Annotated in this window: 21 protein-coding genes; 7 read left to right on the plus strand and 14 right to left on the minus strand. The window is 56.7% G+C overall.

Translation table 11 applies throughout. From position 1 onward, the window contains the following. Positions 1-4: 4 nt before the first annotated feature. Both fdhF and QMG27_RS09170 read right to left on the minus strand, forming a co-directional pair. Positions 5-2911 carry a formate dehydrogenase subunit alpha gene (gene fdhF / locus QMG27_RS09165; RefSeq protein WP_281810747.1) on the minus strand — a complete coding sequence of 969 codons (2907 nt, stop codon included), beginning with the start codon at positions 2909-2911 and terminating at the stop codon, positions 5-7. Then, entirely contained in the window at positions 2912-4609 is a 1698-nt protein-coding gene (locus QMG27_RS09170; protein ID WP_281810748.1) for an NADH-ubiquinone oxidoreductase-F iron-sulfur binding region domain-containing protein, read from the minus strand. It lies immediately after the preceding gene. 86 nt (positions 4610-4695) lie between these two features. Here QMG27_RS09170 and QMG27_RS09175 point away from each other — a divergent pair, with 86 nt between their 5' ends. Beyond that, on the plus strand, positions 4696-5448 hold the full coding sequence (locus tag QMG27_RS09175) for a class I SAM-dependent methyltransferase (protein ID WP_281810749.1): 753 nt from the start codon (positions 4696-4698) through the stop codon (positions 5446-5448). Here the strand turns inward: QMG27_RS09175 and QMG27_RS09180 are convergent. Beyond that, positions 5420-6745: a hemolysin family protein gene (locus QMG27_RS09180; RefSeq protein WP_281810750.1), complete on the minus strand. Its 1326-nt coding sequence runs from the start codon at positions 6743-6745 to the stop codon at positions 5420-5422. The genes QMG27_RS09175 and QMG27_RS09180 overlap by 29 nt on opposite strands. A gap of 40 nt (positions 6746-6785) precedes the next feature. Here QMG27_RS09180 and QMG27_RS09185 point away from each other — a divergent pair, with 40 nt between their 5' ends. Beyond that, the gene (locus tag QMG27_RS09185) at positions 6786-7643 is read left to right on the plus strand and encodes a symmetrical bis(5'-nucleosyl)-tetraphosphatase (protein WP_281810751.1); all 858 of its coding nucleotides are present in this window, start codon (positions 6786-6788) and stop codon (positions 7641-7643) included. A gap of 5 nt (positions 7644-7648) precedes the next feature. On the opposite strand, the gene QMG27_RS09190 is transcribed toward QMG27_RS09185, so the two are convergent. Next, complete coding sequence (locus QMG27_RS09190; protein WP_281810752.1) at positions 7649-8575, minus strand: LysR family transcriptional regulator; 927 nt, start codon at positions 8573-8575, stop codon at positions 7649-7651. A 138-nt stretch (positions 8576-8713) separates the two neighbouring features. Here QMG27_RS09190 and QMG27_RS09195 point away from each other — a divergent pair, with 138 nt between their 5' ends. The 5 genes from QMG27_RS09195 (at position 8714) to QMG27_RS09215 (ending at position 14842) form a co-directional block, all read left to right on the plus strand. Continuing rightward, a complete protein-coding gene (locus tag QMG27_RS09195) occupies positions 8714-9568 on the plus strand; it encodes a fumarylacetoacetate hydrolase family protein (protein ID WP_281810753.1) in 855 nt (284 codons plus the stop codon). A gap of 11 nt (positions 9569-9579) precedes the next feature. Continuing rightward, positions 9580-11664 carry a hydantoinase/oxoprolinase family protein gene (locus tag QMG27_RS09200; protein ID WP_281810754.1) on the plus strand — a complete coding sequence of 695 codons (2085 nt, stop codon included), beginning with the start codon at positions 9580-9582 and terminating at the stop codon, positions 11662-11664. After that, positions 11661-13421 carry a hydantoinase B/oxoprolinase family protein gene (locus QMG27_RS09205; protein WP_281810755.1) on the plus strand — a complete coding sequence of 587 codons (1761 nt, stop codon included), beginning with the start codon at positions 11661-11663 and terminating at the stop codon, positions 13419-13421. Before QMG27_RS09200 ends, QMG27_RS09205 begins: the two co-directional genes overlap by 4 nt. 109 nt (positions 13422-13530) lie before the next feature. After that, on the plus strand, positions 13531-13839 hold the full coding sequence (locus QMG27_RS09210) for a hypothetical protein (RefSeq protein ID WP_281810756.1): 309 nt from the start codon (positions 13531-13533) through the stop codon (positions 13837-13839). A gap of 34 nt (positions 13840-13873) precedes the next feature. Then, the gene (locus tag QMG27_RS09215; RefSeq protein ID WP_281810757.1) at positions 13874-14842 is read left to right on the plus strand and encodes a tripartite tricarboxylate transporter substrate binding protein; all 969 of its coding nucleotides are present in this window, start codon (positions 13874-13876) and stop codon (positions 14840-14842) included. A gap of 61 nt (positions 14843-14903) precedes the next feature. Here the strand turns inward: QMG27_RS09215 and QMG27_RS09220 are convergent, their stop codons facing one another. The 10 genes from QMG27_RS09220 to QMG27_RS09265 form a co-directional block, all read right to left on the minus strand. Continuing rightward, positions 14904-16346: a DEAD/DEAH box helicase gene (locus tag QMG27_RS09220; protein WP_281810758.1), complete on the minus strand. Its 1443-nt coding sequence runs from the start codon at positions 16344-16346 to the stop codon at positions 14904-14906. 46 nt (positions 16347-16392) lie between these two features. Further along, a complete protein-coding gene (locus QMG27_RS09225; protein WP_281810759.1) occupies positions 16393-17226 on the minus strand; it encodes a Rossmann-like and DUF2520 domain-containing protein in 834 nt (277 codons plus the stop codon). Continuing rightward, positions 17227-17796 (minus strand): dCTP deaminase, encoded by a 570-nt coding sequence (dcd, locus tag QMG27_RS09230; RefSeq protein ID WP_281810760.1) that lies wholly within the window; start codon positions 17794-17796, stop codon positions 17227-17229. A 30-nt stretch (positions 17797-17826) separates the two neighbouring features. Then, on the minus strand, positions 17827-18879 hold the full coding sequence (locus QMG27_RS09235; RefSeq protein WP_281810761.1) for an adenosine deaminase: 1053 nt from the start codon (positions 18877-18879) through the stop codon (positions 17827-17829). Between the two features lie 97 nt (positions 18880-18976). Further along, on the minus strand, positions 18977-20017 hold the full coding sequence (locus tag QMG27_RS09240) for a porin (protein ID WP_281810762.1): 1041 nt from the start codon (positions 20015-20017) through the stop codon (positions 18977-18979). 215 nt (positions 20018-20232) lie between these two features. Further along, entirely contained in the window at positions 20233-21375 is a 1143-nt protein-coding gene (locus QMG27_RS09245) for a BMP family ABC transporter substrate-binding protein (RefSeq protein WP_281810763.1), read from the minus strand. 45 nt (positions 21376-21420) lie between these two features. Further along, positions 21421-22338 carry an ABC transporter permease gene (locus QMG27_RS09250; protein WP_281810764.1) on the minus strand — a complete coding sequence of 306 codons (918 nt, stop codon included), beginning with the start codon at positions 22336-22338 and terminating at the stop codon, positions 21421-21423. Continuing rightward, on the minus strand, positions 22338-23426 hold the full coding sequence (locus QMG27_RS09255) for an ABC transporter permease (RefSeq protein WP_281810765.1): 1089 nt from the start codon (positions 23424-23426) through the stop codon (positions 22338-22340). Before QMG27_RS09255 ends, QMG27_RS09250 begins: the two co-directional genes overlap by 1 nt. Next, a complete protein-coding gene (locus QMG27_RS09260) occupies positions 23413-24960 on the minus strand; it encodes an ABC transporter ATP-binding protein (protein WP_281810766.1) in 1548 nt (515 codons plus the stop codon). Before QMG27_RS09260 ends, QMG27_RS09255 begins: the two co-directional genes overlap by 14 nt. Before the next feature lie 110 nt (positions 24961-25070). Next, positions 25071-26453, minus strand: a complete 1383-nt coding sequence (locus QMG27_RS09265; protein WP_281810767.1) for a glycerate kinase — start codon at positions 26451-26453, stop codon at positions 25071-25073. Between the last annotated feature and the right edge of the window lie 29 nt (positions 26454-26482).

Raw genomic sequence — 26482 nt, forward strand, 5'->3', positions numbered from 1 at the left:
CGCTTTAAGCGCTGACGCCAAAACCTGCGGGGTGCGCCAGCGTGCCCCCCGCAGTGACGGACACCGCGCAGTACTTGAGCTCTGGAATTTTTCCAAACGGGTCGAGCGCGGGGTTAGTCAACAAGTTGGCTGCGGCCTCTTGATACGCAAACGGAATGAACACCGCGCCCACAGGCGTGCCCTCGTCCAAGCGCACACGCAAACACACTTGACCACGGCGTGAGGCTACCGTCACCACATCACCGGCTTGCACGCCCAAGGCGTTGAGGTCGGCACTGCACATCGACACCGTGGGCATGGGCTCAACGGCGTGCAACACCTCGGAGCGGCGCGTCATACTGCCGGTGTGCCAGTGTTCAAGTTGGCGTCCAGTGATGAGCACAAAAGGGTATTGCGCATCGGGCGGCTCGTTGGCCGAAATCAAACCTGCGGGCACCAAATGCACCTTGCCATCGTCGGTGGCGAAGTGATCGGTGAACACGGTGCGCTCACCCGGATCGTCTGCGCTGTGGCACGGGTAGGTCACGCTACTTTCGCGTTGCAAGCGCTCCCACGTGATGCCACCGATAGCAGCGTGCATGGCTTGGCGCATTTCCTCGTACACCTCTGCCACGCCGTGGTGATCACCGGCGTAGTGCCAGTTCAGACCCATGCGTTGGGCCATTTGCTGAATGATCCACAAATCAGCCCGTGCATCGCCCGGCGGCGTGATGGCTTGGTGGCCCAGCTGCACCATGCGGTCAGTGTTGCTGACCGTTCCGGTTTTTTCAGGCCATGCTGTGGCGGGTAACACCACATCGGCAAGCCATGCGGTTTCGGTCATGAAGATGTCTTGCACCACCATGTGTTCAAGCGAGGCCAAGGCATGACGCGCATGGTTGAGGTTGGGGTCGCTCATGGCGGGGTTCTCGCCCATGATGTACATGCCGCGCACCTTATGGGGGTCGCTCTCGTCGGCCAAGATCTTGCCCATGATCTCCACCACGGTGTAGCCGGGCTGTGGGTCAAGCGGCATGCCCCAAAACTTTTCAAACCAATCGTGCACCTCGGGTTGAGCGACGCGTTGGTAGTTGGGGTACATCATGGGGATGAGGCCCGCATCGCTGGCACCCTGCACATTGTTTTGGCCGCGCAGCGGGTGCAAGCCAGAACCAGGCTTGCCCACTTGACCGGTGATGGATGACAAGGCAATCAAGCAGCGCACGTTGTCTGTGCCATGCACGTGCTGGCTCACGCCCATGCCCCACAAGATCATCGCTGCTTGGGCGGTGGCATAAGCACGCGCTACCTCGCGCAGCGTGTGTGCATCAATGCCGCAAATGGGCGCCATGGCCTCGGGGCTGAATGCTTTGACGTTGGCTTTGATGGCATCAAAGTTGTTCACGCGTTGGCGAATGAAAGCTTCATTTACCAATCCCTCTTCAATGATGACGTGCAACATGGCATTGAGCATGGCCACATCGGTGTCGGCCTTGAAGTGCAAAGCGCGCCATGCGTGTTTGCCAAGATCGGTGCCGCGTGGGTCTGCCACCACCACTTTGGCGCCGCGTTTGGCAGCGTTCTTCATCCACGAGGCTGCTACGGGGTGGTTCGACGTTGGGTTAGAGCCAATGACCAAGATGAAGTCAGAGTGCTCAACATCATTGACTTGATTTGTCACCGAGCCAGAGCCCACACCTTCGAGCAAGCCAGCAACGCTAGACGCATGACACAAGCGCGTGCAGTGGTCGACGTTGTTGGAGCCAAAGCCCGTGCGCACCAGTTTTTGGAACAGATACGCTTCTTCGTTGCTGCCCTTGGCCGAGCCAAAACCTGCGAGTGCTTTTTTGCCATGTGTGTCGCGCAGGTGTTTGAGTTTGGATGCAGCGAGGTCGAGCGCTTCTTCCCATGTGGCTTCGCGAAACACTTGCGACCAATCGGCAGCATGGAGATTGAGTTCATTCAATGCTTCGGGTTCTTTGGGTACACCCGCCTTGCGAATGAGTGGCACAGTCAAGCGTTGGGGGTTGTGGATGTAGTCAAAACCAAAGCGACCTTTCACACACAAGCGGCCTTGGTTGGCGGGGCCATCGCGCCCATCCACGCTGACGATGGTGTTGTCTTTCACGTTGTAGGTGAGCAAGCAGCCCACACCACAGAACGGACAGACCGAATCCACTTTTTTGTCCACTGCTTGCGAGCCCACATGCGCCTTGGGCATCAACGCGCCTGTGGGGCACGCCTGCACACACTCGCCACAGGCCACGCAACTGCTCAAGCCCATCGGGTCGTTCAAATCAAACACGATTTGCGAATGCGCACCACGGTTGGCATAGCCAATCACATCGTTGACTTGTTCTTCACGGCAGGCACGCACACAGCGGTTGCACTGAATGCACGCATCGAGGTTCACTGCCATGGCGGGGTGAGACGCATCGCTCGTGGGTTGCTCGCGGCGCAAGGCACGCAACTCAGGCCGCACAGCCACACCCATGCGCGCAGCCCAGTCACTGAGCTCACCATGCTCACCCACACCCGCTGCGATGGGGGATGCGCCGGGCAATGATTTTGGCTCGCCGCATGAGGCGCCCGGCGTATCCCCCGTCGCAGCAGCGAGAGAAGAAGCATCGTTCCACTTGTAGCCCACATCAGGCATATCCGACAACAGCATTTCAAGCACCATCTTCTGGCTCTTGACCGCACGGTCACTCACCAGCACCTCAAGCCCGGCGGTGGCATTGCGACAGCAGCTAGGTGCCAAGGTGCGCTCGCCTTTGATCTCGACCACACACGCACGGCAATTGCCATCGGCTCGCAAGCCGTCGGTGTAGCACAGGTGAGGAATGTCGACGCCGTTGCGTTGCGCGGCTTTGAGAATGCTCTCGCCCTCATAGGCTTGAACAGTTTTGTCGTTGAGTTTGAAATCAATCATTCACGCCACCTCGTGCGAGAAATAGGTTTGCACACAACGCACAGGGTTGGGCGCTGCTTGGCCAAGGCCACAAATGGATGCGTCGATCATCACTTGGTTCAAATCTTCCAGCGTGGCGTTGTCCCACTTGGGCGCTTGCATGAGCTGCACCGCCTTGGCCGTGCCCACGCGGCAGGGTGTGCATTGGCCGCAGCTCTCGTGTGCAAAAAATTGCATCGCGTTCAAAGCCGCATCGCGTGCTTTGTCGTGCTGGCTCAGCACCACCACAGCAGCCGAGCCAATGAAGCAACCGTGCTCTTGCAGCGTGTCAAAGTCCAACGGCACATTGTTGAGCCGCGCAGGCAAGATGCCACCCGATGCACCGCCGGGCAAATAGGCGTACAGCGTGTGGCCATCCAACATGCCGCCGCAATACTCGTCAATCAACGCCTGCACCGTGATGCCCGCAGGCGCGAGCTTGACACCCGGTTGTTTGACACGGCCACTCACACTGAAGCTGCGCAAGCCCACGCGACCATTGGCACCAAAACTGGTAAACCACTGCGGGCCTTTTTGGACGATGTCGCGCACCCAATAGAGCGTTTCAAAATTGTGTTCGAGGGTGGGCTTGCCAAACAAGCCCACTTGCGCAATGTAGGGCGGGCGCATGCGTGGCTCGCCGCGTTTTCCTTCGATGCTTTCAATCATGGCGGACTCTTCGCCGCACACATACGCTCCCGCACCTCGGCGCAACTCAATGTGCGGCAGTGGGCAGGGTGGGGTGGCTTGCAAGGCGGCCAATTCTTTTTGCAACAGTTCACGACAGCCGTGGTACTCGTCACGCAGGTAAATGTAGATGGCCTCAATGCCCACCACTTGCGCTGCGACCAACATGCCTTCTAAAAAGCGATGTGGGTCACGCTCCAAATACGTGCGGTCTTTGAAAGTGCCGGGCTCGCCTTCGTCGATGTTGACGGCCATCACACGCGGTGCGGTTTGCTCGCGCACGATGCGCCACTTGCGCCCTGCCGGAAAGCCCGCACCTCCTAAGCCGCGCAAGCCCGAGGCCTCCATGGCTTGCAGCACCTCATCTGTCTTAACGCTACCGTTGACCAGCGAAGCGGCCAGAGCATATCCGCCATCGGCCACATATGCAGCCATGTCCACGTAGTCTGGCAAAGCCTGTTGAATAGCCTTGGCGTTGACGGCAGCCGCCACGGTGTCGGGCGTGGCATGCGGCACAGCGTTTTGATGCACCACAGCGACAGGGGCTTGCTCGCAGCGGCCCACACATGGGGCGCTGATCACACGCACATCAGAACCCAAGATGTTGGGCAGCTTAGCCAACAGTTGTTTAGCACCACCCATCTCACAACTCAGACCATCGCACACGCGCACCATGAGTGCTGCAGGCTTAGCGTCGTTGGGCAACACCTCGAAGTGGTGATAGAAGGTAGCCACCTCAAACACCTCGGCCATGGGCAAACGCATCTCATGCGCCAACGCCACCAAATGACGCTCGTACAAACCGCGATAGGTATCGTTCAACGCGTGCAAGTGTTCGATCAGCAAGTCGCGTCGGTCAAACGCCGACACCAATGCGCGCACCTCTTGTAACGATGTCGCATCGGCTTGGCGACCTTTGAGGTGACTGATACGGCGCAGGGTTTGGCGCATATCGTCCACCGAGCTGAGTGTCTGTGTAGAGGGCTGAGTCATGAGGTGTGTAGAACGAATTTCTTTACCCTTGATTCTCAGTCAAATTCAGCCTAATTGGCTGTCACATTGGCTCTATGATTCTCGTCATGAAATTCATGACTTGGCCTGTTCCCGCCCTACTGGCTTGGGGTTCGTCTTGGCTTATTTTTAAAGGCCTGCAAAGCGTTGGTTTGAGCGAAACCATCGCGTTGGTGTTGGCGGCGTTTTGGGGCGGATTTTTAAGCCGCTTTGGCCATACCCCCATGCGCAAGGCGTTGATCGTGTTGGGCTTTCCTATGTCGGTGGTGGTGTCATCAAGCACCCTCAGCGTGCCGCCCTTGGCTTGGTTGTTGTTGCTCGCTTTGATTGTGTTGATCTATCCACGCAAAGCATGGCGTGATGCGCCGTTGTTTCCCACGCCCAAACAAGCGTTGCGTGAAATGCCAGAGCACATTGCCTTGCCTGCAGGCGCGCGCATTTTGGATGCAGGCAGCGGCATGGGCGATGGCTTGCTGGCATTGCGCCAAGCCTACCCGCGTGCCGAGTTACACGGCGTGGAAATGAGTTGGCCTTTGCGTGTGTTGAGCGCCATGCGCTGCTCGTTTGCACGCATTCGCCAAGGCGATATTTGGCTGGTGGATTGGCGCAGCTTTGACGTGGTTTACATGTTTCAACGCCCCGAGAGCATGCCCCGTGCCGTTGAAAAAGCAGAAGCTGAATTGCGTCGAGGTGCGTGGCTGGTGAGCTTAGAGTTTGAAGCCAAAGAACTGATGCCTCAAGCAACCCTCACCTGCCGCGATGGACGACCTGTGTGGATGTACCAAATACCGTTCAAGCGTGCGCAGCGTCCTCGTCACTGAGGAGGCGACTCACCAAGAGTTTGTCAATGCGACGCCCATCGAGGTCCATCACTTCAAAGCGCCATTGACCAAACTCCACCACATCCCCCTCGACGGGCAACTGACCTGAGATGGCCATGAGCAAACCAGCCACCGTGTTGTAAATGCCACGGTCTTCGTCTGGTAACTCTTTGATGCCTAAACGGGCTTTGAATTCGCTCACGGGCATCAAGCCATCGATCAACCACGAACCATCTGCGCGTTGAATGGCCCAAGCCTCGTCGGTAGACGTGGCTTGTAACAACTCACCCGTGATGGCTTCTAGCAAATCGCGCGGCGTGAGCAAGCCGTGCACCACGCCGTACTCGTCCACCACCAACACCATGCGACCATGCGCAGTGGCACGTTCGGCGGGTTTACGGAATTGCTCGAGCAAGTCCATGCCACTCAAGGTTTCGGGCACAAAGGCCACGGGTTTGGCCAAGGCCTCGACCATCATGTCCGTGCCAGGTGGCAAACGCAAAAGCTGAGACACGCTGATCGCACCCACCACGTTGTCCAAATCGCCTCGGCACACGGGGTACCACGAGTGGGCACCGCTCGCACCCACTTGCGCCAAGGCTTGAGGCACAGACAGTTTGGCATCGAGCCACTCAATGTCTGAGCGGTGCACCATGATGGAGGTGAGCGGACGCTCGTCGAGATTGAACACGTTTTGCACCATCTGGTGTTCGTGTTGTTCAATCAAACCCGCATCGACACCTTCGACCAAGCTGGCAGAAATTTCTTCTTCCGTCACCGTGCGCGCGCCGTGCGCGTTGATGCGCAACAACTGGAGCATGGCGCTGGTGCTGGCCGAGAGCAAATGCACAAAAGGCTTGGCCAAAGTGGCCAGCGCCAACATCATGGGAGCCGTGAGCCGCGCCACCGACTCTGGAAACAACTGACCGATGCGCTTGGGCACGAGTTCGCCAAACAAAATGGTGCTGAAGGTGATGAGCGTCACCACGCAAGCAGTGGCTAAACCAGCGGCCACGTTGTCGGGGACGCCTTGTACGAGCATCCAGTACGACAGATCTTGACTGAAGGCGGCCTCACCCACAATGCCGTTGAGCACACCGATGGACGTGATGCCAATTTGCACCGTCGATAAAAACTGCGTGGGCTGCTCCATCAACACCAGCGCGGCATACGCGCCACCATCGCCCGTCTCGGCCAACGCAGCCAAACGTGCTTTGCGGCTGGATGACAAAGCCATCTCAGTCATGGCAAACACGCCATTGAGCAAGGTGAGGAAAACAATCAGCAGAACGTCCATTGCGCAATCAAACAGTAAAAATAATAGAGACAATCAACACATGGCACTTTACTTGATTGGCGACGTGCAGGGCTGTGACGAAGCCTTAGAACGTTTGTTAACGCACATCGCGTTCTCCCCCAGCCGCGACACCCTCTACTTGCTAGGCGACTTGGTCAACCGTGGCCCCGACAACGCGGGCGTGCTGCGCCGCTTGATGGCGCTCGGCAGCAGTGCGCAATGTTTGTTGGGCAACCACGATTTGCACTTGCTCGCGGTGTCGCAGGGCGTGCGCCAACCCAACAAACAAGACACCACCCAAGACATCTTGACCGCGCCCGACAGCGCCGAGTTGCTGCACTGGCTGCGCCACCAACACATGGCGATGCAAGTGGGTCAAGTGCTGATGGTGCATGCAGGCGTGCTGCCGCAATGGACTGCCAAACAAACCATGACACTCGCAGGCGAAGTAGAAACCGTGCTGCGCAGCGACGACTGGGTGCACTTCATGCCGCAGATGTATGGCGGCCTGCCCAATGCGTGGCGTGATGACCTAGCCGGTGCAGACCGCTTGCGCGTGATCGTCAACGCCCTCACCCGCTTGCGCTTTTGCGATGAACAAGGCGCGATGGATTTCAGCGTGAAAGAAGGGGCTGACAAAGCCCCAGCGCACTTGATGCCGTGGTTTGATGCGCCGGACCGACTGACGGCTGATGTGCGTATTGCTTTTGGCCATTGGTCTACCGTGCACATTGAAGATCGCGCAGATGTGATTTGCCTTGACGATGGCTGCGTGTGGGGTGGGTGCTTGAGCGCGGCGAAGCTTGAAGCTTCAGCAACGCATGCCAGCGTCGCCGAAGCTCCTGCGTGGGAGCGACTGAGCGTGAAGTGCCCACAAACCATGGACCCTTTGGCCTGATCAGACTAATTCAAGCCTGAAGGGTTACTGAGTTGCCCTTTCCAACTCGCCACAGTTTCTTTGATGAGCTGTGAAACAATTCGACTGGCTTGTGTGAAATACCCTTGTTTTGGGTGGGCAAGCGTGACATAGCGTTTCAGGTCTGGCGCAATGACCTTTGCAGCTTGCAACTTGCCAGTACGCAACTCATCATCAACAGAAAACGGCCCTAGCAAAGCATACATATGCGGGTTGGACGCAATGATTTCCTTTTGAACGCGCAATGAATCGGCCTCCAATTCAGCCATCAAGCTAAACCCCTTGCTTTTTGCGGTTTCATCCAAGATCGATCGCCAATACGAGGGGCGACGCGGCAAAACCAAAGGCAGTCCTTCGAGCCGCTTGAAGTCTACGGTTTCTGAATAGGTCAATGAGAGCCCCGGACAAGAGACTAGGTAAGTATTCGCTGTCGATAAAAGTGTTTCATCACTTCCTGTTGGCTTTTCATACCGAAACAAGATAGCCATATCAACGGCTCCTGTATCTAGGAGCGTATCGAGTTCGCTGCCTTGCCCTTCACGAATGTTCAGTTTGATCTTGGGGTACTCGTGGTGCAGGCGTTTGAAAATATGCGTCATCAATGGATGCGCGGCTGATGGCAGCACACCAATCCTTACCTCGCCCATGGGCACTTTGGACGTTTGACGAATATCGGCAAAAAGCTCATCGCTGTCTTTGAGCCAACCTCGCACACGCTGCTGCACATGCTCGCCGAATTCGGTCAACACAACACCTCGCCCTGTTCGCCTGAACAGCGCACCTCCACAGTTTTTTTCAAACTCACTGATTTGTCGACTGATGTGGGACTGCACGGTATTTCTCTGTGCTGCCACTTTGGTGAAGCTGCCAAGTTCAGCGACTTCCATAAATAAGCGTAACTCATTGATTTGCATACGAACCCCTGTGATATGCCATTTTAGGCATATCTGAAATCTCAGAAAACATTCTATGCAGATGGTTTATCCATCCATAAACTCGCGCTCATTGTTCAGATGCATCGATGGTCGGTGCAACAAACCAAAGGAAAAACGATGAGCTTTGTCAGTTTTGAAATTGCCGGTCAACACACGTATGGCCTCTGGAAAGATGAAGGCAACTGGATTCAAGTGCCGCAGGCATTCCAAGCTCAATATGCAGATTTGAAGTCCGTCATCGCTGCTAACAAACTCGACGAGTTGGAAGCACTGACACACCAAAGTGGCACAGCGGTGACGGCATCACAAGCACGTCTTCTGCCCGTGATTCCCAATCCCAACAAAATTTTTTGCATTGGTTTGAACTACAAAACACACGTAGCAGAAACCAAACGTGCCGACAGCGAATACCCCGCCATCTTCACGCGCTTTGCTGATAGCCTGACCGCACACAACGCACCACTGCCACGCCCTAAGGAAACTCAACGCTTTGACTTTGAAGGCGAACTCGCCGTCATCATTGGCAAAGGTGGACGCAACATCACGCAGGCACAAGCGTTTGAACATATTGCGGGTTATGCCTGCTTTAACGATGGCACAGCACGCGATTGGCAACGCCACACGCACCAGTGGATTCCGGGCAAGAACTTCCCATCCACTGGCCCCCTTGGGCCATTCATGGCCACGCGCAAAGAAATTCCTGATGTGAACCAACTGACGTTGGAGTCCCGTCTCAATGGTGAAGTCATGCAACACGCATCTGTGTCTGACTTGATTTACACCTTGCCCGTGATCATCGAATACCTCTCTGGATTTACGAACCTCTCCCCTGGCGATGTCATCGCCACTGGCACACCTGGTGGTGTGGGCGATCGTCGCGAACCCCCTGTGTACATGCAAGCGGGTGATGTGATTGAAGTCGAAATCACTGGCTTGGGCACGCTGCGCAATGTGGTGTCAAACGCCGCTTAAAGGAATCATCCATGTCTAAATCAAAAAACTCTTTACGAATTGCAGTCGATATCGGCGGCACATTCACAGATATGGCTTGCTTTGACGAGTCCACAGGTGAAATTTCATTCGGCAAAGCACTCTCCACCCATGGTGAACTGGTCACTGGTATTCAAAACACCCTCGACGGCGCTGGCGTTGATTTGAGCAATGGCTATCTGTTCTTGCACGGCTCAACCATTGCGATCAACACCTTGCTTGAGCGCAATGGCGCAAAAACCGCTTTGTTGATCACCGAAGGCTTTCGCGACATCTATGAAATTGGCCGCGTGAACCGACCCGACGCCTACAACCTGTTCTTCTCAAAGCATGAGCCTCTGGTTCCACGCTCTTTGCGCTACGAAGTATCGGAACGCCTGCGCGCCGATGGCTCCTTGCACAAGCCTTTGGATGAACAAGCTGTGCGCGCACTTGCACGAGAGCTGAAAGCAAAACACATTGAAGCAGTTGCAGTGCTGTTGCTTCATTCATATCGCAACCCTGACCACGAGCGTCGCGTCAAGGCCATCTTGCAAGAGGAAATTCCAGGCGCATTTGTGACGGCTTCACATGAGCTATCACAGGAGTACCGCGAGTTCGAGCGCGTCTCGACAGCCGTCGCAAACTCATATGTCGGCCCGCGCGTCTCGGAGTATCTGGGTGAACTAGAGCATCACTTGAACGACAAAGGATTTGAGGGTGACTTTTATGCGGTGCAATCTACCGGTGGTTTGTTTCCGGTTGAGCACGCACGCCGCGATTGCGTGCGCATGCTGGAGTCTGGCCCTGCAGCGGGTGTGATTGGTGCGCAAGCCATTTGCGAGCAATTGGGCATGCCCGACTCCATTGCCTTTGACATGGGTGGAACAACTGCCAAGGCCGGCGTGATCAGCGAAGGTCGTCCCTTGACGACAGGCAGCGCCCTCATCGGGGGTTATGAAAAGGCTTTGCCAATTCAGATCCCAATGATGGATATTTTTGAAGTGGGCACAGGTGGCGGTTCGATCGCACGCGTTGAGTTGGGTAACTCATTGCGCGTCGGCCCGCGCTCTGCGGGCAGCATGCCAGGCCCCGTTTGCTACGGTCGCGATGGCACTGAACCCACTGTGACAGATGCCAACCTGATTCTGGGTCGCTTGGACGAACACAACTTTCTCGGTGGCGAAATGCCGTTGTACTTGGACCGTGCCAAGCAGGCCATGGAAGAAAAAATCGCCAAACCTCTGGGCTTGGATGCCACCAAAGCTGCCGATGGCATTTTGCGTATCGCTGTGACCCAGATGTCACATGCAGTCAAAGCCGTGACGACCGAACGCGGTTTGGATGCCGGCAGTTTCACCATGGTGGTGTACGGTGGTGCAGGCCCCCTACACGCATCAGCCATTGCGCGTGAAATTGGCATCCGCAAAGTTTTGATTCCCTATGCACCAGGCTACTTCTCTGCCTATGGCATGTTGTTCAGTGACTTGCGCTACGACTATGTCCGCTCAGTGTTCCGCCGCTTGGACGGTTTGTCATTTGATGAAATCGAAGCCTATTACAAAGAGATGGAAGACGAAGGCCGTGCAGCCATCAGCGCCTCACAAATTCGCCCAGAAGAAATCGTCTTTGAGCGTGCCGCAGACATGCGTTACTTCGGCCAAGAGCATGCTGTGACAGTTGACTTGCCTCACGAGTTTTTTGTCAGCAAAGACCGTGCGGCGATCAAAAACCATTTCGACGAAGTACACAAAGTTCGCTATGGAACTTCTGCCCCCAAAGAAGCTGCCGACATTGTCAGCTTGCGGGTCACCGTGTTGGGACGCATGAAAAAACCACCGCGTAACGCTGTGGAATCTGGACAAGCCGCCCCCGATGCCAAGGCATTGCGTGCGCACAAGCCGGTTTATTTCCGCAGCGCGGGTCAGTTCGTTGACACGCCTGTGTACCGACGCGATTTACTCAAGAGCGGCAACGAGTTCCACGGCCCTGCCCTCGTGGAAGAGCATGCATCCACCACCGTTGTTCAACCTGGCGATAGCGTCAAAGTTGATCTGTACGGCAACCTTCAAATTTCCATCGGGAGTGACCGCTCATGAGCACGACACACGTACAACACACCAATGCACAGGCTGTAGATCCAGTCATAGTGGAGATCATCCGTAACGGCCTGTTTGCCGTGACCGAGGAGATGAAAACCAATTTGATGCGCACCGCCTACAACCTCATCATTTATGAAGCGTTGGATTTCACAGTCGGCTTATTTACCAAAGAAGGCGATACGGTGTCCATTGGCTTGGGCTTGCCCATGTTCATTCGCGGGATGTCTGAAACTGTCAAATCGAAGATTCGTCACTTTGGCTACGAAAACATCCACCCTGGTGACATCTTGGTCACGAACGATGCCTACACCACAGGCAGCCATTTGAACCATTTCACATTCACCATGCCCGTGTTTCATGAGGATGAGCTGATTGGCTTTACCTGTTGCATGGCGCACTGGCTGGATGTGGGTGGCAGCTTGGGACAGATCACCACGGATATTTACTCCGAAGGCATCCAGATTCCGATTGTGAAATATCAATCTGCTGGCAAAGTCAACCAAGACCTCGTCGACATCATTGCCATGAACGTGCGTATGCCTGAGCGTGCCCTGGGTGACTTACGCGCACAAATCACGGCCATCACCACAGGTGAACGTCGATTCTTGGAGTTGGTGCAACGTTACGGCAATCATGATGTCCAAGCCGCCATTCTTCAAATCATGGATGCCTCTGAAGCTCTGGCGCGTCAAAACACCTTGTCTATTCCGGATGGTGTGTACGAAGCCGAGTCGTTCATGGATGACGATGGTTTAGAAATCGGCAAGCGCATCCCTATTCGCGTCAAGGTCACCGTCAAAGGTGATGAGATGGAAGTGGACTTGTCGGATGTGAGTAAACAAGTCAAAGGCTTCTACAACTCTGGCTTCACCACAGGCATTGCTTGCGCACAAGTTGCCTACAAATGTTTGACCACACCGACCGACTACCCAGTGAATGACGGTAGCTTCCGACCTCTGAAAGTCATCATGCCCATGGGCACGGTCATCAGTGCTGAACGGCCCTACCCCATGCGTGTGTGGATGACGTTTCCCATGACTGTGATCGACACCATTTTCAAAGCCCTCGCACCAGCGATACCGCACCGTGCCATTGCGGGCCATCACGCTGACTTGGTGTTCCCCAACATCCACGGTATTTCGCCTGAAGATGGTCGCTTGTTCATTGTGGGCATTGGCCCCTTGGGTGGCGGCTGGGGTGCCAAGTCTCGCGAAGATGGTGTGTCCGTCACGGTCTGTATCAACGATGGCGACACACACAACAGCCCAACCGAACAACTGGAAGCGAAATACCCAGTTCTGGTTGAAAGCTATAAGATTCGTGAAGACAGCGCAGGCGCTGGCGAGTTCCGCGGTGGCTTAGGCGCTGAGATGGTGGTGCAAGCCTTGTCCCCGTTCTCGGTGACGACCCGCATTGACCGCATGCATTGCAAGCCTTGGGGCTTAGAAGGTGGCGGAGAGGCCGCAGGCAATGGCATTGCCATTCGCCACAAGGGTGAGTGGAATTCAGAGTTACCCAACGCCAAAATCTTCAACGTTCGCTTGGAACGCGGCGACGCCTACAAGATGCTCTCGGGTGGTGGCGGTGGTTTTGGCAGTCCATTCAAACGCGATGCACAAGCCGTGGCGCATGACGTGCGCGAAGGCTATGTCAGTCGCGAAGCTGCTGAAAAACTCTATGGCGTGGTGTTGGATGACAGCGGTGAAGTGATGTCATCTGAGACCCAAACATTGCGAAGCAAAGCCCTTGCTTGAGTTATTTGAAATGACAGCATCCCAGCAGCAAGCTGCTTACCTTTCCGGTCTTTGGAACCGGTTGTCAGGTCAGCACATTGCGATGGGATGCTCATGCACGATGAGCGGTATGAGTGTCACGCTCGAAGACTTCGAGCTCGACATTGCAGACTACTTATGGGCGGAAAGTGAGCGACTAGGTCAAACAGATGTCGTAGCCTTTTTGCTGGCCCCAGGCCCTATCGCCTCACAAAACCAAGCCATACGAAGCATCTTGAGCCGCTTGGAAGAAGACGAGGACGTGAGCGAATCTGTCAGCGATTGGCTGCTGCCACGTATGACAAAAACGATTGAGTCATACGCCAAGCTGCACGGCCCTGCACCTGAGGCTCCCTTATTTGGAGGCTCATCCTCGTGGCGCAAAGGTTACAGAGATTGATCAGGTGTGAGTTCAAAATTTATTGGAGACAAACATGATTTCATTGACTAAAAAAATGCTGTCTATTGCATTGCTGACCGCAACAGCACTTGCATCTGCACAGACCAAGTTTCCCGATGGCACGATCAAATTGATCGTGCCGTTTGCTGCGGGCGGTGGTGTGGATAACGCCGCTCGTTTGATTGCAAAACAAATGCAAACAAATTTGAATACCCCCATCGTGGTTGAGAACAAGCCTGGCGCCAGTGGAACGATTGGTGCGAAGTTTGTTCAAGCGGCCCCACCTGATGGTCAAACATTGCTTTTTTCTGCATCCACACAAGCACTGACCAAGCTGGTCATTGCAAATCCACCCTACGACCCATTGACCGATTTCTCTTATGTGGCCCGTGTCGGCGAAGCACCATTGCTCATGGTCATTGCGCCGACATTGCCACAAACGAAATTGAAAGAAGTCATGGAAGCAGCCAAACAAAACCCAGACAAATGGACGGCTGGCTTGCCCGCATTAGGCGCTGCCAGTCATTTGGCCACCTTGATGTTTGCCAAGGAAGGCAACCTCAACCTGACCATGACTGCCTACAAAGGCACGGCCCCGGCATTGACCGATGTTGCTGGGGGACACTCGCAAATCTTGATTGACTCCATCATCTCGCTGCAATCCATGGCCAAAGCTGGCAAGGTCAAACCCATCATCGTGACATCTGCCAAACGAAGCTCTGTGATGCCCAATGTACCTACTGCTTCAGAGAGTGGCTATCCCAAGTTTGTGACCGAGTCTTGGTATGGCATTTGGGCCCCCAAAGGCACACCGGATGACCGAGTTCAATTCTTAAACAAGGCAGCCAATGAAGCGGTGCGTCAACTCACCAAATCAGGGGCTTTCGAACAACTGGGCATTGAGCCCGTTGTGGAGTCGGTCGACGAATTCAAAAAGTACACCGGCAAGTACATCAACGAAAACGCTGAGCTTCTCAAAGGCGCAGGCTTTAAGCCTGAGTAAGGCGGATTCGCAATTCATACTGAATGTAAAAAGCCCCATTTATGGGGCTTTTTACATTCACTTAAGTCGTCGACTTGAACAAAGCCGCCACCACCCGCTTGGGCTTGATGTTGGCCGACTTGCGCAGCGGCTCGGGTGCGGCCACTTTGGGTGCATCGGTAGAGCGAGTTGTGGGCTCGTAGGGTTTGTCAAAGAACGGGTCGTTCTTGATGCGCGGTGCGGGCACGTAGCCCACTTCGCGGCGGCGCTCGTCGCTGTCGCGGCCCCCGCGTGAACGGCCCGAGTCGTAGCGCTCGCTACGTGATTCACCACGCGACTCACCGCGTGATTCACGGGGTTCGCGACGCTCACGCGAGCGGTCTTGCTCAACCGTCACGGTTTCGAGTTTGATTTTGGTCTTGAGCAACTTCTCAATGTCGCCCACCAAGCGTTGGTCGCTGTTCGACACAAAGCTGATGGCGTGGCCCAAAGCACCGGCGCGGCCTGTGCGGCCAATGCGGTGCACATAGTCTTCGGCGTTGAACGGGATGTCAAAGTTGAACACCGCGGGCACGTCTTTGATGTCCAAGCCGCGAGCGGCCACATCGGTACACACCAACAAATCGACCTCGCCTTGCTTGAAGCCTTCGAGGGCTTTGAGGCGTTCGTCTTGGCTCTTGTCGCCGTGCAAGGCGCTGGTACGGAAACCATCGCGCTCTAGCGAACGTGCCAAGCGGGCGCAGCCGAGTTTGCTGTTGCAAAACACAAAGGCTTGCTTCATGCCGTTGGCTTTGATGAGCTGACGCAAGGCGTGGTACTTGTCGTCTGTGGCCACGCTGTAAAACTGCTGCGTGATGGTGGCTGCGGTTTCGTTGGGGCGCGCCACTTCGATGGTGATGGGGTCTTGCAAGTAGCTGCCGGCCAAGCGCTTGATCTCGGGCGAGAAGGTGGCCGAGAAGAGCAAGGTGGTGCGGGTCTTGGGCAAGAAGCTCAAGATGCGTTGCAGATCTGGCAAGAAGCCAATGTCCAACATGCGGTCGGCTTCGTCGAGCACCACATATTCCACTTGGTTGAGCACGACGTTTTTGGCTTCAATGTGGTCAAGCAAACGGCCAGGGGTGGCCACCAGCACCTCGACGCCTTTTTTGAGCTCGATGGTTTGGGGCTTCATGTCCATGCCGCCAAACACCACGGCGCTGCGCAGGTTGGTGTGCACAGCGTATTGTTTGATTTGCTGGGCCACTTGGTCGGCCAGCTCGCGGGTGGGCAACAGCACCAGTGCGCGCACGGGGTGACGTGCGGGCGAGGTGGAGCTGTTTTCGTGTTTGAGCAAACGTTGCAGCAGCGGCAGCGAGAACGCAGCGGTTTTACCCGTGCCAGTTTGGGCTGCGCCCATCACATCCTTGCCTGTGAGCACCACAGGAATGGCCTGGGCTTGGATGGGGGTCATGTTTTCGTAGCCCATTTCGGCTACGGCACGTGCCAGCGTGGGGGCCAGCTGCAGTTGGGAGAAAGAAGTTGTCATGTCCCTCTATTGTCGCATCCCACGCGGGCGCGGCTTTGGCTGGGTTTTAGCCCTGTGTGCGCCCTGTGCGTTTGAGCTTTGTGGCCATGTCGCTGAGCAGTTGGTAAACCTCGCCAGCTTGACCGTGCCACGCCTGCACCACTTCGCCTTGGCGCTGCACCACGGCGGTGTCGCCACGCGCCGCAGGGCCAGTAAGGGCCTCAGCAGGCCCGAGCTTGGCTACATTGGCCACGCTGCTTTGCAGCAGGGCTTGCGTGAGCGGCGCTAGTAATTCAGCGGGTACGCCCGATTCACGCCAAGCCTCTTGCGCCACGCCTTGCAGCACCACGGTGAAGTTGCTGCAAAACACAGCCGCCGCGTGGTACAGCGGTTTTTTGGCCGATTCAATCTCAAAGCCCTGCCCGCCGATGGCAGCCACCAAAGGGCGCAACACGGCCAAGGCTTGGGGCTGCCCCTCTAGCCCGCACAAAGTGCCCGCAAACTGCGCCACGGCGCTGGCAGGCGAGGCAAAGCTCAACACAGGATGAACGCTGGCGGTGGCCGCGCCTGCGGCTTGCAAGGGAGCCAACACCTCCGCGCTTAAAAAGCCGCTGTTGTGCCAGGCCACAGCGCCTTGCATGGCTTGGTCCTGCGCTGCGGCCAGTTGCGCGGCCACTTCAGCAATTTGCCCATCAGGCACGCTGATGAGCCAAAGCTCTGCGGGGCGCATGGCGGCCAGCGAGACGGCCACATGGCCTGCACCCACAAAGCGGGCGGCCTGCTCGGCGCTGGCTGGGGTGCGTGAATACAGGTCTTGCACCACACACACGCCGTGCTGATGCAACAAGGCCGCGAGGGTTTGCCCCACGCGGCCGCATCCGATGACGTTGAGTGTGGTCAATTAGGTCTTGGGCAGCGTCACGCCCACTTGGCCTTGGTACTTGCCGCCACGGTCTTTGTAGCTGGTTTCGCACTCTTCGTCGCTCTCAAAGAACAACACTTGCGCGCAGCCCTCGCCTGCGTAAATCTTGGCGGGCAGTGGTGTGGTGTTGGAGAACTCCAAGGTCACGTAGCCTTCCCACTCGGGCTCGAACGGGGTGACGTTGACGATGATGCCGCAGCGCGCATACGTGCTCTTACCCAAGCAAACAGTGAGCACGCTGCGCGGGATGCGGAAGTACTCGACCGTACGGGCCAGCGCAAAGCTGTTGGGCGGGATGATGCACACGTCGCTGTGAATGTCGACAAAGCTCTTCTCATCGAAGTTCTTGGGGTCGACCACGGTGCTGTGGATGTTGGTGAACACCTTGAACTCGGGCGCACAACGAATGTCGTAGCCGTAGCTGCTGGTGCCGTAGCTCACAATTTTTTGGCCGGCGGCGTTTTGGCGGATCTGACCGGGCTCGAACGGCTCGATCATGCCGTGCTGCTCAGCCATGCGGCGAATCCATTTGTCTGATTTGATGCTCATGGCGTGATTTTAGGGGCTATCAAAAATGGCTCAGTGGTCGCCTTCGGCGAAGCGCTCAAAACAAACTTTGAGCTCGTGTAGCCACTTCTGGCGTTGCGGCTCGGGCACAAAGCTGGCTTCAAAGCTGTTACGCGCCAGCACATAGGCTTGCTGGGCACTCAGGCCCGTGGCTTCAAAGGTTTTGACAAAGTTGTCGTTCATGTAGCCGCCAAAGTAGGCGGGGTCGTCGGAGTTGATGGTGACGCAAAGGCCCGCGTCGAGCAGCTGGCCGATGTTGTGTTGTTTGAGGTCGGGGAACACGCACAGCTTTTGGTTGGACAGTGGACACACGGTGAGCGGTGTGCGGTCTTTGGCCAGGCGCTGCATGAGCGCTGCGTCGTGCACGGCTTGCACGCCGTGGTCGATGCGCTCAACATGCAACACATCTAAGGCGCTCCACATGTAGGCAGGTGGTCCCTCCTCGCCCGCATGGGCCACGAGGTGCAGGCCGTGTGCATGCGCCAAGGCAAACACGTTTTTGAATTTCTCAGGCGGGTGGCCCACTTCGCTAGAGTCCAAACCCACGCCGATGAATTTGTCTTTGAAAGGCAGCGCGTCTTTGAAGGTTTGCAAAGCAGCCTCTTCGCTCAAGTGACGCAAGAAACACAAGATGAGCTGCGCACTCACGCCCAGCTGCGCTTGTGCATCCGCACACGCACGGTGCAGGCCGTTGATGACGGTAGCCATGGGCACGCCGCGGTCGGTGTGGGTTTGCGGGTCAAAGAAGATTTCGGCATGCACCACGTTGTCAGCCTTGGCGCGTTGCAAGTAGGCCCACGCCATGTCGTAGAAATCTTGCTCGTGCAGCAGCACACTCGCCCCCGCGTAGTAAATGTCGAGGAAGCTCTGCAAGTTGGTGAAGGCATAGGCCGCACGCAGCGCCTCCACGCTGGCGTAAGGCAGCTTCACGCCATTGCGCTCGGCCAACGCAAAAATGAGTTCAGGCTCTAGCGAGCCCTCGATGTGAATGTGCAGCTCAACCTTGGGCATCTCGCACAACAGCTGAGGCAAACGATGAGGGGCAACGGCGTGAACTTTGAACATGACAGTCTCCTAGCAAGACTTCATGCTAACCAAAAAATGCTTGGTTTCGTGGAACTTTGAAAAGCCCATCCCCCTCACGGGTGATGGGCTACGCATCTTAGAAGCTGAAGCGATATCCCACAGCCACAGTGCTGTAGGTGCCCGCTTTCGCAGCGGCCAGTGTTTTGTTGTCTGTCGACGTGTAACGAACATAGGCAGCAGATGTGGCTTTGCTGTCTAAGAAGTAGTCATAGCCAAACGAGTAGTAGCCTGCAGTGGCGCTGCCTGCTGCTTTGTTGTCTTTGTAAGTTCCCAAAGTGGCAGAAGCTTGGTATTGACCCGTGGTGTACACGCCGCTAAGCGCTGTGTGTGTGCGATCTGCTGTGGCACCGCTGTCAGCCTTTTGCGCGTCATAAAGCCCCATGACTTTGAAACCGTTGCCAAGGACGTAGCTTGCGCCCAATGAATTGACTGTGTATTCCTTGGTAGCGCTCAAAGAAGCATTGCTGGCGTTGTCGTTACCAGTTGCACCGCCTGCCACTTCATTTTTCAAGGAAGCAAAACCCACAGACAGCGGGCCGCCGTTGTAGCTCAAACCGAATTCAGTCACGCCGGCTGTTTTGTCTGCCGCTGATGTAGAGCTCGAATTTTTAGCAGAGTAAAGCAACGATGCTTTGAACCCGCTCAGGCTTGGCGTTGTGTACTTGGCGCTGTTGTCGTAGCGCACCACGCCGTTTGTGTAAGTGTTGAAGTTGCTGCCCACCGCTGTGCCGTAGGGTTGGTAAAACAGCGTGTTGAAAAATGTTGCTGTGTTCACGCGGCCAGCTTGCAACGTGCCAAAACCACCGGTCAATCCAGCTTGCACTTCCCCGTTGGCAAAAGAGCCGTTCACCGCAGTGCCTGAACCTGGGCTGAAAAAGTCAGTCTCAACCGTAAAGATGCCCTTGACACCGTTGTTCAGCGCGACATCGCCACTGATGACAACGCGCGACAAGTCAGAGTAAGAACCATCTACTTTTTTCGTGGTCAAGCCTGGTTTCTTGGTGCTTGCGTAGCCCAAATCTAATACACCACCGATGGTCATCTCGGCTTGGGCACTCATGGCTGCGGCCATTGCGACAACCGAAATAAGGTATGGGCGAAGGGAACTTTTTTTCATGGAAACTCCTTAAGTTAGTTGCGTTCAACGCGCAATCCACTACGCAATTTCCAAGCCAAACAAAATATAAAAAATAACCATCTATCTCGCATCAACTGCGTGCACACAAGAGCACAAGGTAGGCAAGAGCCACCAAAAATGTGCGCCTGTGCACTGTGCTGCACCCATAAAAAAAGCCACCCGAAGGTGGCTTTGATACGAACCGTATGAACGGTTTATTTAGCGCCTGGCACTTTGCCTTCCACGCCTTTGACGTAGAAGTTGATGCCGCTCAAGAACTTGTCGTCAGCGACTTCGCCTTTCTTCAACACTTCTTTACCTGTGTTGTCAGCGAGTGGGCCTTTCCAAATGGCGAAGCTGCCATCTTTCAAACCTTTTTTCACTTCGTCCACTTTGGCTTTGGTGTCGGCTGGCACATCATCGGCGATAGAGACGATGTCAATCGCGCCATCTTTCACGCCAGACCATGTGTGGCCGCCGCCAGTCCATTTGCCTTCGAGCGCTTCACGCGTGGCATTGATGTAGTAAGGCGTCCAGTTGATCACAGCAGAAGCCAAGTGGGCTTTGGGGCCGTAGGCAGTCATGTCAGAGTCCCAACCGAAAGCGCGCTTGCCTTTGTCTTGGGCTGTTTTCAACACGGCTGGAGAGTCTGTGTTTTGGAACAAGATGTCTGCACCGCCGTTGATGAGCGATGTAGCAGCTTCGGTTTCCTTAGGTGGGTTGAACCACTCGTTGACCCACACCACTTTGGTTTTGACTTTGGGGTTGCTCGATTGCGCGCCCAAAGTAAAGCTGTTGATGTTGCGAATGACTTCAGGAATTGGAATAGACGCCACCACACCCAAGGTGTTGCTCTTGGTCATCTTGCCTGCAATCACGCCAGCCATATAGGCACCTTCGTAGGTGCGGCTGTCGTAGGTGCGCATATTGGGGGCTTGCTTGTAACCAGTGGCGTGCTCGAACTTGACATCGGGCGTGTCAGCAGCCACTTTGAGCATGGGCTCCATGTAGCCAAAGGTGGTGCCAAAAATCAGCTTATTGCCTTGGCCGACCATGTCGCGAATGACGCGCTCTGCGTCAGCAGACTCTGGCACGTTTTCAACGAATGAGGTTTCAATCTTGTCGCCAAACTCAGCTTGCAATGCTTTGCGTGCGTTGTCGTGCGCAAATGTCCAGCCGCCGTCGCCCACAGGGCCGACGTAGGCGAATGCGACCTTCAAAGGCGCAGGCTTGGCTGCAGAAGCAGGTGCTTCTGCAGGTTTGACTTCTTCTTTTTTGCCACAGCCAACCAACACAGCGGCAGAAACTGCAGTCAAGGCGACGGCCTGCAACCAGCGACGTTTGATTAAATTAGTCATTCAAAATCCTTGTTAAAAAGAACCATTAAAAAAGCGAACAAATTATCAACCAGGGAAAAACGGTTTCCCAATTGAGGCAGGCATGTTTACCCTGAGCCAGCTTGGATTTTTAGAAATCAGCGCCAGCACCACAATGGTTGACAGGTAGGGCAACATGCTCAAGAACTGGCTGGGCACATCCACGCCGGTGGCCTGCAAATGGAACTGAAGCATGGTGACGCCACCAAACAAATAAGCACCAAGCAACACTCGTGCCGGACGCCAAGTGGCAAAGGTGGTCAAGGCCAAAGCAATCCACCCTTTGCCCGCAATCATGCCTTCGACCCATAGCGGCGTGTAAATGACAGAGATGTAAGCCCCTGCTAACCCACAAAACGCTCCTCCAACCACCACGGCCAGTAAACGGATACGACGCACCGGGTACCCCAAGGCATGGGCCGATTCGGGCGATTCGCCCACGGCACGCAAGACCAAGCCTGCACGGGTTTTGTAGAAAAAGTAAATCAAGCCCAGCGCGAGCGCAATCGCCCCGTAGACCAAGGGGTGGTGCTTGAACAAGGCGGCTCCGAGCACGGGAATATCGGCCAAGTACGGCACTTCAAACTGCATGCGCTCAGGCAACTTGGCCTGCACATAACTCGTACCCACAAAGGCCGAGAAGCCACCGCCAAACAGGCTGAGCGCCAAGCCTGTAGCGTATTGGTTGGTGTTGAGCCAAATCACCAACACGCCAAACAGCGCAGCCATCAAAGCACCTGCGCCCATGCCCGCCAAAAAACCCAGCGTGTCGCTGCCCGTGGTGGCCACGGTGGCAAAGCCAGCAATGGCGGCGCAGAGCATCATGCCTTCTGCGCCTAAGTTGACGATGCCTGCTTTTTCGTTGATCAAAAGACCCAGCGACGCCAGCGCCAAAACAGTGCCAGCATTCATGGTGGCGGCCCACAAGAGTGCGTAAGTCTCCATCACAGTGCCTCCACAGAATTCGGATTGGCTGCGCGGGATACCCAACGCACCCGGTATTGCATCAAGGTGTCACACGCCAGCAGCGTGAACAACAACAAACCTTGAAACACACCTGTGAGTGAACGGGGCAAGCCAAGGCGCGACTGCGCCAGCTCGCCACCGATGTAAAACATGCTCATCAAAATGGCCGAGAACACCATGCCCACCGGATGCAAGCGCCCCACAAAGGCCACGATGATGGCCGCAAAGCCATAGCCCACGGGTACAAACGGCGTGAGCTGACGCAGCGGCCCCGCTACTTCTAGTGCGCCCGCCAAACCGGCGGCAGCACCCGAGGTGAGCAGCGCCAGCCACAAGGCCTTGCGTGACGAGAAGCCTGCATACCGCGCCGCATCAGGGGCCAAGCCGCCAACCTGCTGCGCAAAGCCTGCGTGCGTGCGAAACAAAAACACCCACAACGCGCCTACACCCGCCAGCGCCATGAGCACACCCACGTTCACCCGCGTGCCGCTGATGAGCTTGGGAATCTGAGTGATGGCGTCAAAGGTTTTGGTTTGCGGAAAGTTGTAGCCCAGTGGGTCTTTCCAAGGGCCGTAGACCAAAAAGTTGAGCAGCATGATGGCCACGTACACCAGCATGAGGCTGACCAAAATTTCGCTCGCATGAAAACGGTCACGCAAGAACGCGGTGATGCCCGCCCACACCATGCCGCCTGCAATACCCGCGAGCAAGATGAGCACCCAAAAGCCTGCACCTGTATTGGCGTCAGCCGTCAGCGCCACGCCGGCGGCAAACACCGCACCCATGACGAACTGGCCTTCTGCGCCAATGTTCCACACGTTGGAGCGAAAGCACACGGCCAGCCCCAAGGCAATGAGCAGCAGCGGCGTGGCCTTGACCATCAATTCGGACAAGGCATACACGCTTTTGATGGGCTCCCAAAAGAACACCTGCAAACCACGCACCGGGTCTTTGCCCAGCGCGACGAAAAGAATCACCCCCAACACCACCGTGATGGCCAACGCCAACAAAGGCGAGGCATAACGCCATAGCTGAGAGGTTTGGGCGCGGGGCTCAAGACGCAGCATGGTTCACCTCCTGTACTGCGTTGTCCCACAAGCCACTCATCCACGCGCCGATGCGCGAGACATTGGCTTCTTCACGCGAGAGCGCGGGCGACAAGCGGCCATCCGCGATCACATGCAAACGGTCTGACAGCTCTAGCAATTCGTCCAACTCCTCACTCACCACCAGCACTGCGCAGCCTGCATCGCGCAAGGCCAACAGCGCTGCACGAATTTGCGCGGCAGCGCCCACGTCCACACCCCAAGTGGGCTGCGAAACGATCAACAACTTAGGCGCAGCTTCAATCTCGCGCCCCACCAAAAACTTTTGCAAATTGCCACCCGAGAGCGACTGCGCCGCGGCATCGGGCCCACCAGCCTTGACTTTGTATTTGGCAATGATGTTTGCGGCTTGCGCTTGCAAGCTGTGCAAATTGAGCCAGCCCACAGCAGCGCCAGCGCCTGTGGAAGCCACGGCCTCATGCCGCGTGAGCAACAGGTTTTGCGCCAAGCTCAAGCTGGGCACAGCGCCTCGACCCAAGCGTTCTTCGGGCACAAAGTGCAGGCCCAAGGCGCGGCGTTGATCGGGGTCGAGTTGGCCCACGGCTTGGCCGCTGAGCGCAATGGCTTGTGGCTGCGCGCGGCAGTCTTCGCCCGACAAGGCAAACAACAACTCGCGCTGCCCGTTACCCGACACACCGGCAATGCCCACCACCTCACCAGCACGCACTTGCAAGCTCAGGCCTTTGAGGTCGACGCCAAAGGGGTCGTCAGCCTGCAAGGCCAACTCTTTCACATCGAGTACCACCGCGCCGGGCTGGTGCTCGCGCACATGTAACTCGGGTGGCAAGCTGCCAATCATGAGTTGGCTCAGCGAGGCATTGGTTTCTTGGCGCGGGTCGCACACGCCCGTGACGCGGCCAGCGCGCATCACCGTGCAGGCGGTGCACAAGGCGCGAATTTCGTGCAGCTTGTGGCTGATGTACAAAATGCTGCGGCCCTCTGCCGCCAACTGGCGCAGCACCACGAATAGTTTTTCCACCGCTTGCGGCGTGAGCACCGAGGTGGGCTCGTCCAAGATGAGCAGCTGCGGGTTGGTGAGCAAAGCCCGGATGATCTCAACGCGCTGCATTTCTCCCACACCCAGCGTGTGCACAGGACGCTCGGGGTCAATGTCGAGCCCGTATTGCGCAGCGGTTTGGGTGATGCGCTCGGTCACCTCTGCGAGGCTGAGCGACTTGTCGAGGCCCAGCCACACGTTCTCGGCCACGCTCAGCGTATGAAACAAGCTGAAGTGCTGAAACACCATGCTGATGCCCAAGCGCCTCGCCTCTTGCGGGTTGCGAATGTGGGCCACCTCGCCGTTGAAACGCACCTCGCCCGCATCGGGCTTGACCGCGCCGTAGATGATTTTCATCAGCGTGGATTTGCCCGCGCCGTTTTCGCCCAACACGGCATGAATTTCGCCGGGCTGCACCGTAAGGCTGACACCGTCATTGGCCACCACCGCCGGATAGCGTTTGGTGATGTGCGTGAGTTGTAGTCGAGGCTGGGTCATCGCGGGTTGGACTGAGAGGCGAAAGGTTGCAAGGTTACCAGCAGTCTCTGCTGCCGAGCTTGCAGGATTTGCCAAGGCTATTGCAAACACCGTGCCTATTGAGCCAAGCCTCAAAGCACCAAGATGGCGCGAAAGTCGTTCACATTGGTGTGTGTGGGGCCTGTGACCACCAGGTCGCCCACCGCTTCGAAAAAACCGTAGGCGTCGTTTCGGTCGAGGCAGTCAGCGGCTTTCACGCCTTTGGCCTCGGCGCGGGCCAAGGTGTCGGGCGACACGTAGGCTCCGGCGTTGTCTTCGATGCCGTCGATGCCATCGGTGTCGGCGGCGATGGCCCACACATTGGGCTGCGCTTGCAAGGCTACGGCTAGGCCTAGGCAGAACTCCCCTGCTCTGCCGCCACGGCCAGGCCGAGCATGCGGCAGAGCGCTCGGCTCCGTGTCCCCCGACCGCTGCGCGGTCTCCTCCTTGACCTGCGCAGAGCGCCCTTGCGCACGCAGGTCTTTGCGGATCGTTACGGTGGTTTCGCCACCGCTCAAGATGACGCAGGGCTTTTGGAACGGGCCTTTGCCGTGCGCTGCCGCACGCGCTAACGCGGCGTGGACCTTGCCCACTTCGCGGGATTCGCCTTCTAGCTCGTCGCTCAACACATAGGCATTCAAGCCTGCGGCACGCGCCAGCTCGGCGGCGGCATCTAGCGACTGTTGGGGGGTGGCAATCAGGTGCACTGGGTTCTTGTCCCACGCTGGGCTGGGCTTGGGTGTTTCGAGCGTGCCTGCTTTCAATGCGGCTTCAATACTTGCAGGCACTTCAATTTGGTAGCGCTTCAAAATCGCCAACGCATCGGCACAGGTCGTCGCATCAGCCACGGTGGGTCCGCTGGCGATGACCGAGGGATCGTCGCCCGGCACATCGCTGATGGTGAGCGTCACCACTTGCGCAGGGGCGCACGCGGCGGCCAAGCGGCCACCTTTGATGCGAGAGAGGTGCTTGCGCACACAGTTCATTTCGCCAATGTTGGCACCGCTGTTGAGCAGCTCTTTGTTGATGCGTTGTTTGTCTTCCAGCGTCAACCCATCGGCGGGCAGCGTGAGCAAAGCAGAGCCACCGCCTGAAATAAGGCACAGCACCAAATCGTCTTCGGTCAGCCCCTGCGTCAGCGCCAAGATGCGCTCAGCCGCTACCAGGCCAGCCGCGTCGGGCACGGGGTGAGAGGCCTCGACCACCTCAATGCGCTCAGGCACGCCCGCTGGGCGCGGTGGTATGTGGTGGTAGCGCGTGACCACCAAACCCGACAAAGGTTTGTCAGCAGGCCACAACGCCTCCACCGCTTGCGCCATCGCCCCACCTGCTTTGCCCGCACCCAACACGACCGTACGACCTTTGGGTGGCGGCGGCAAATAGGCTGCGGTGTTGTGCAGGGGCAAGGCGCGGTGTACGGCAGCGTCGTAGAGCTGTCGCAAAAAGGCTTGAGGGGCTGTGCGTGGGTCGGTCATCTGACTATCGTAACGCTGCACTCACCCAC

Source organism: Limnohabitans sp. MORI2, assembly GCF_027925025.1.
Classification (GTDB): Bacteria; Pseudomonadota; Gammaproteobacteria; order Burkholderiales; family Burkholderiaceae_C; genus Limnohabitans.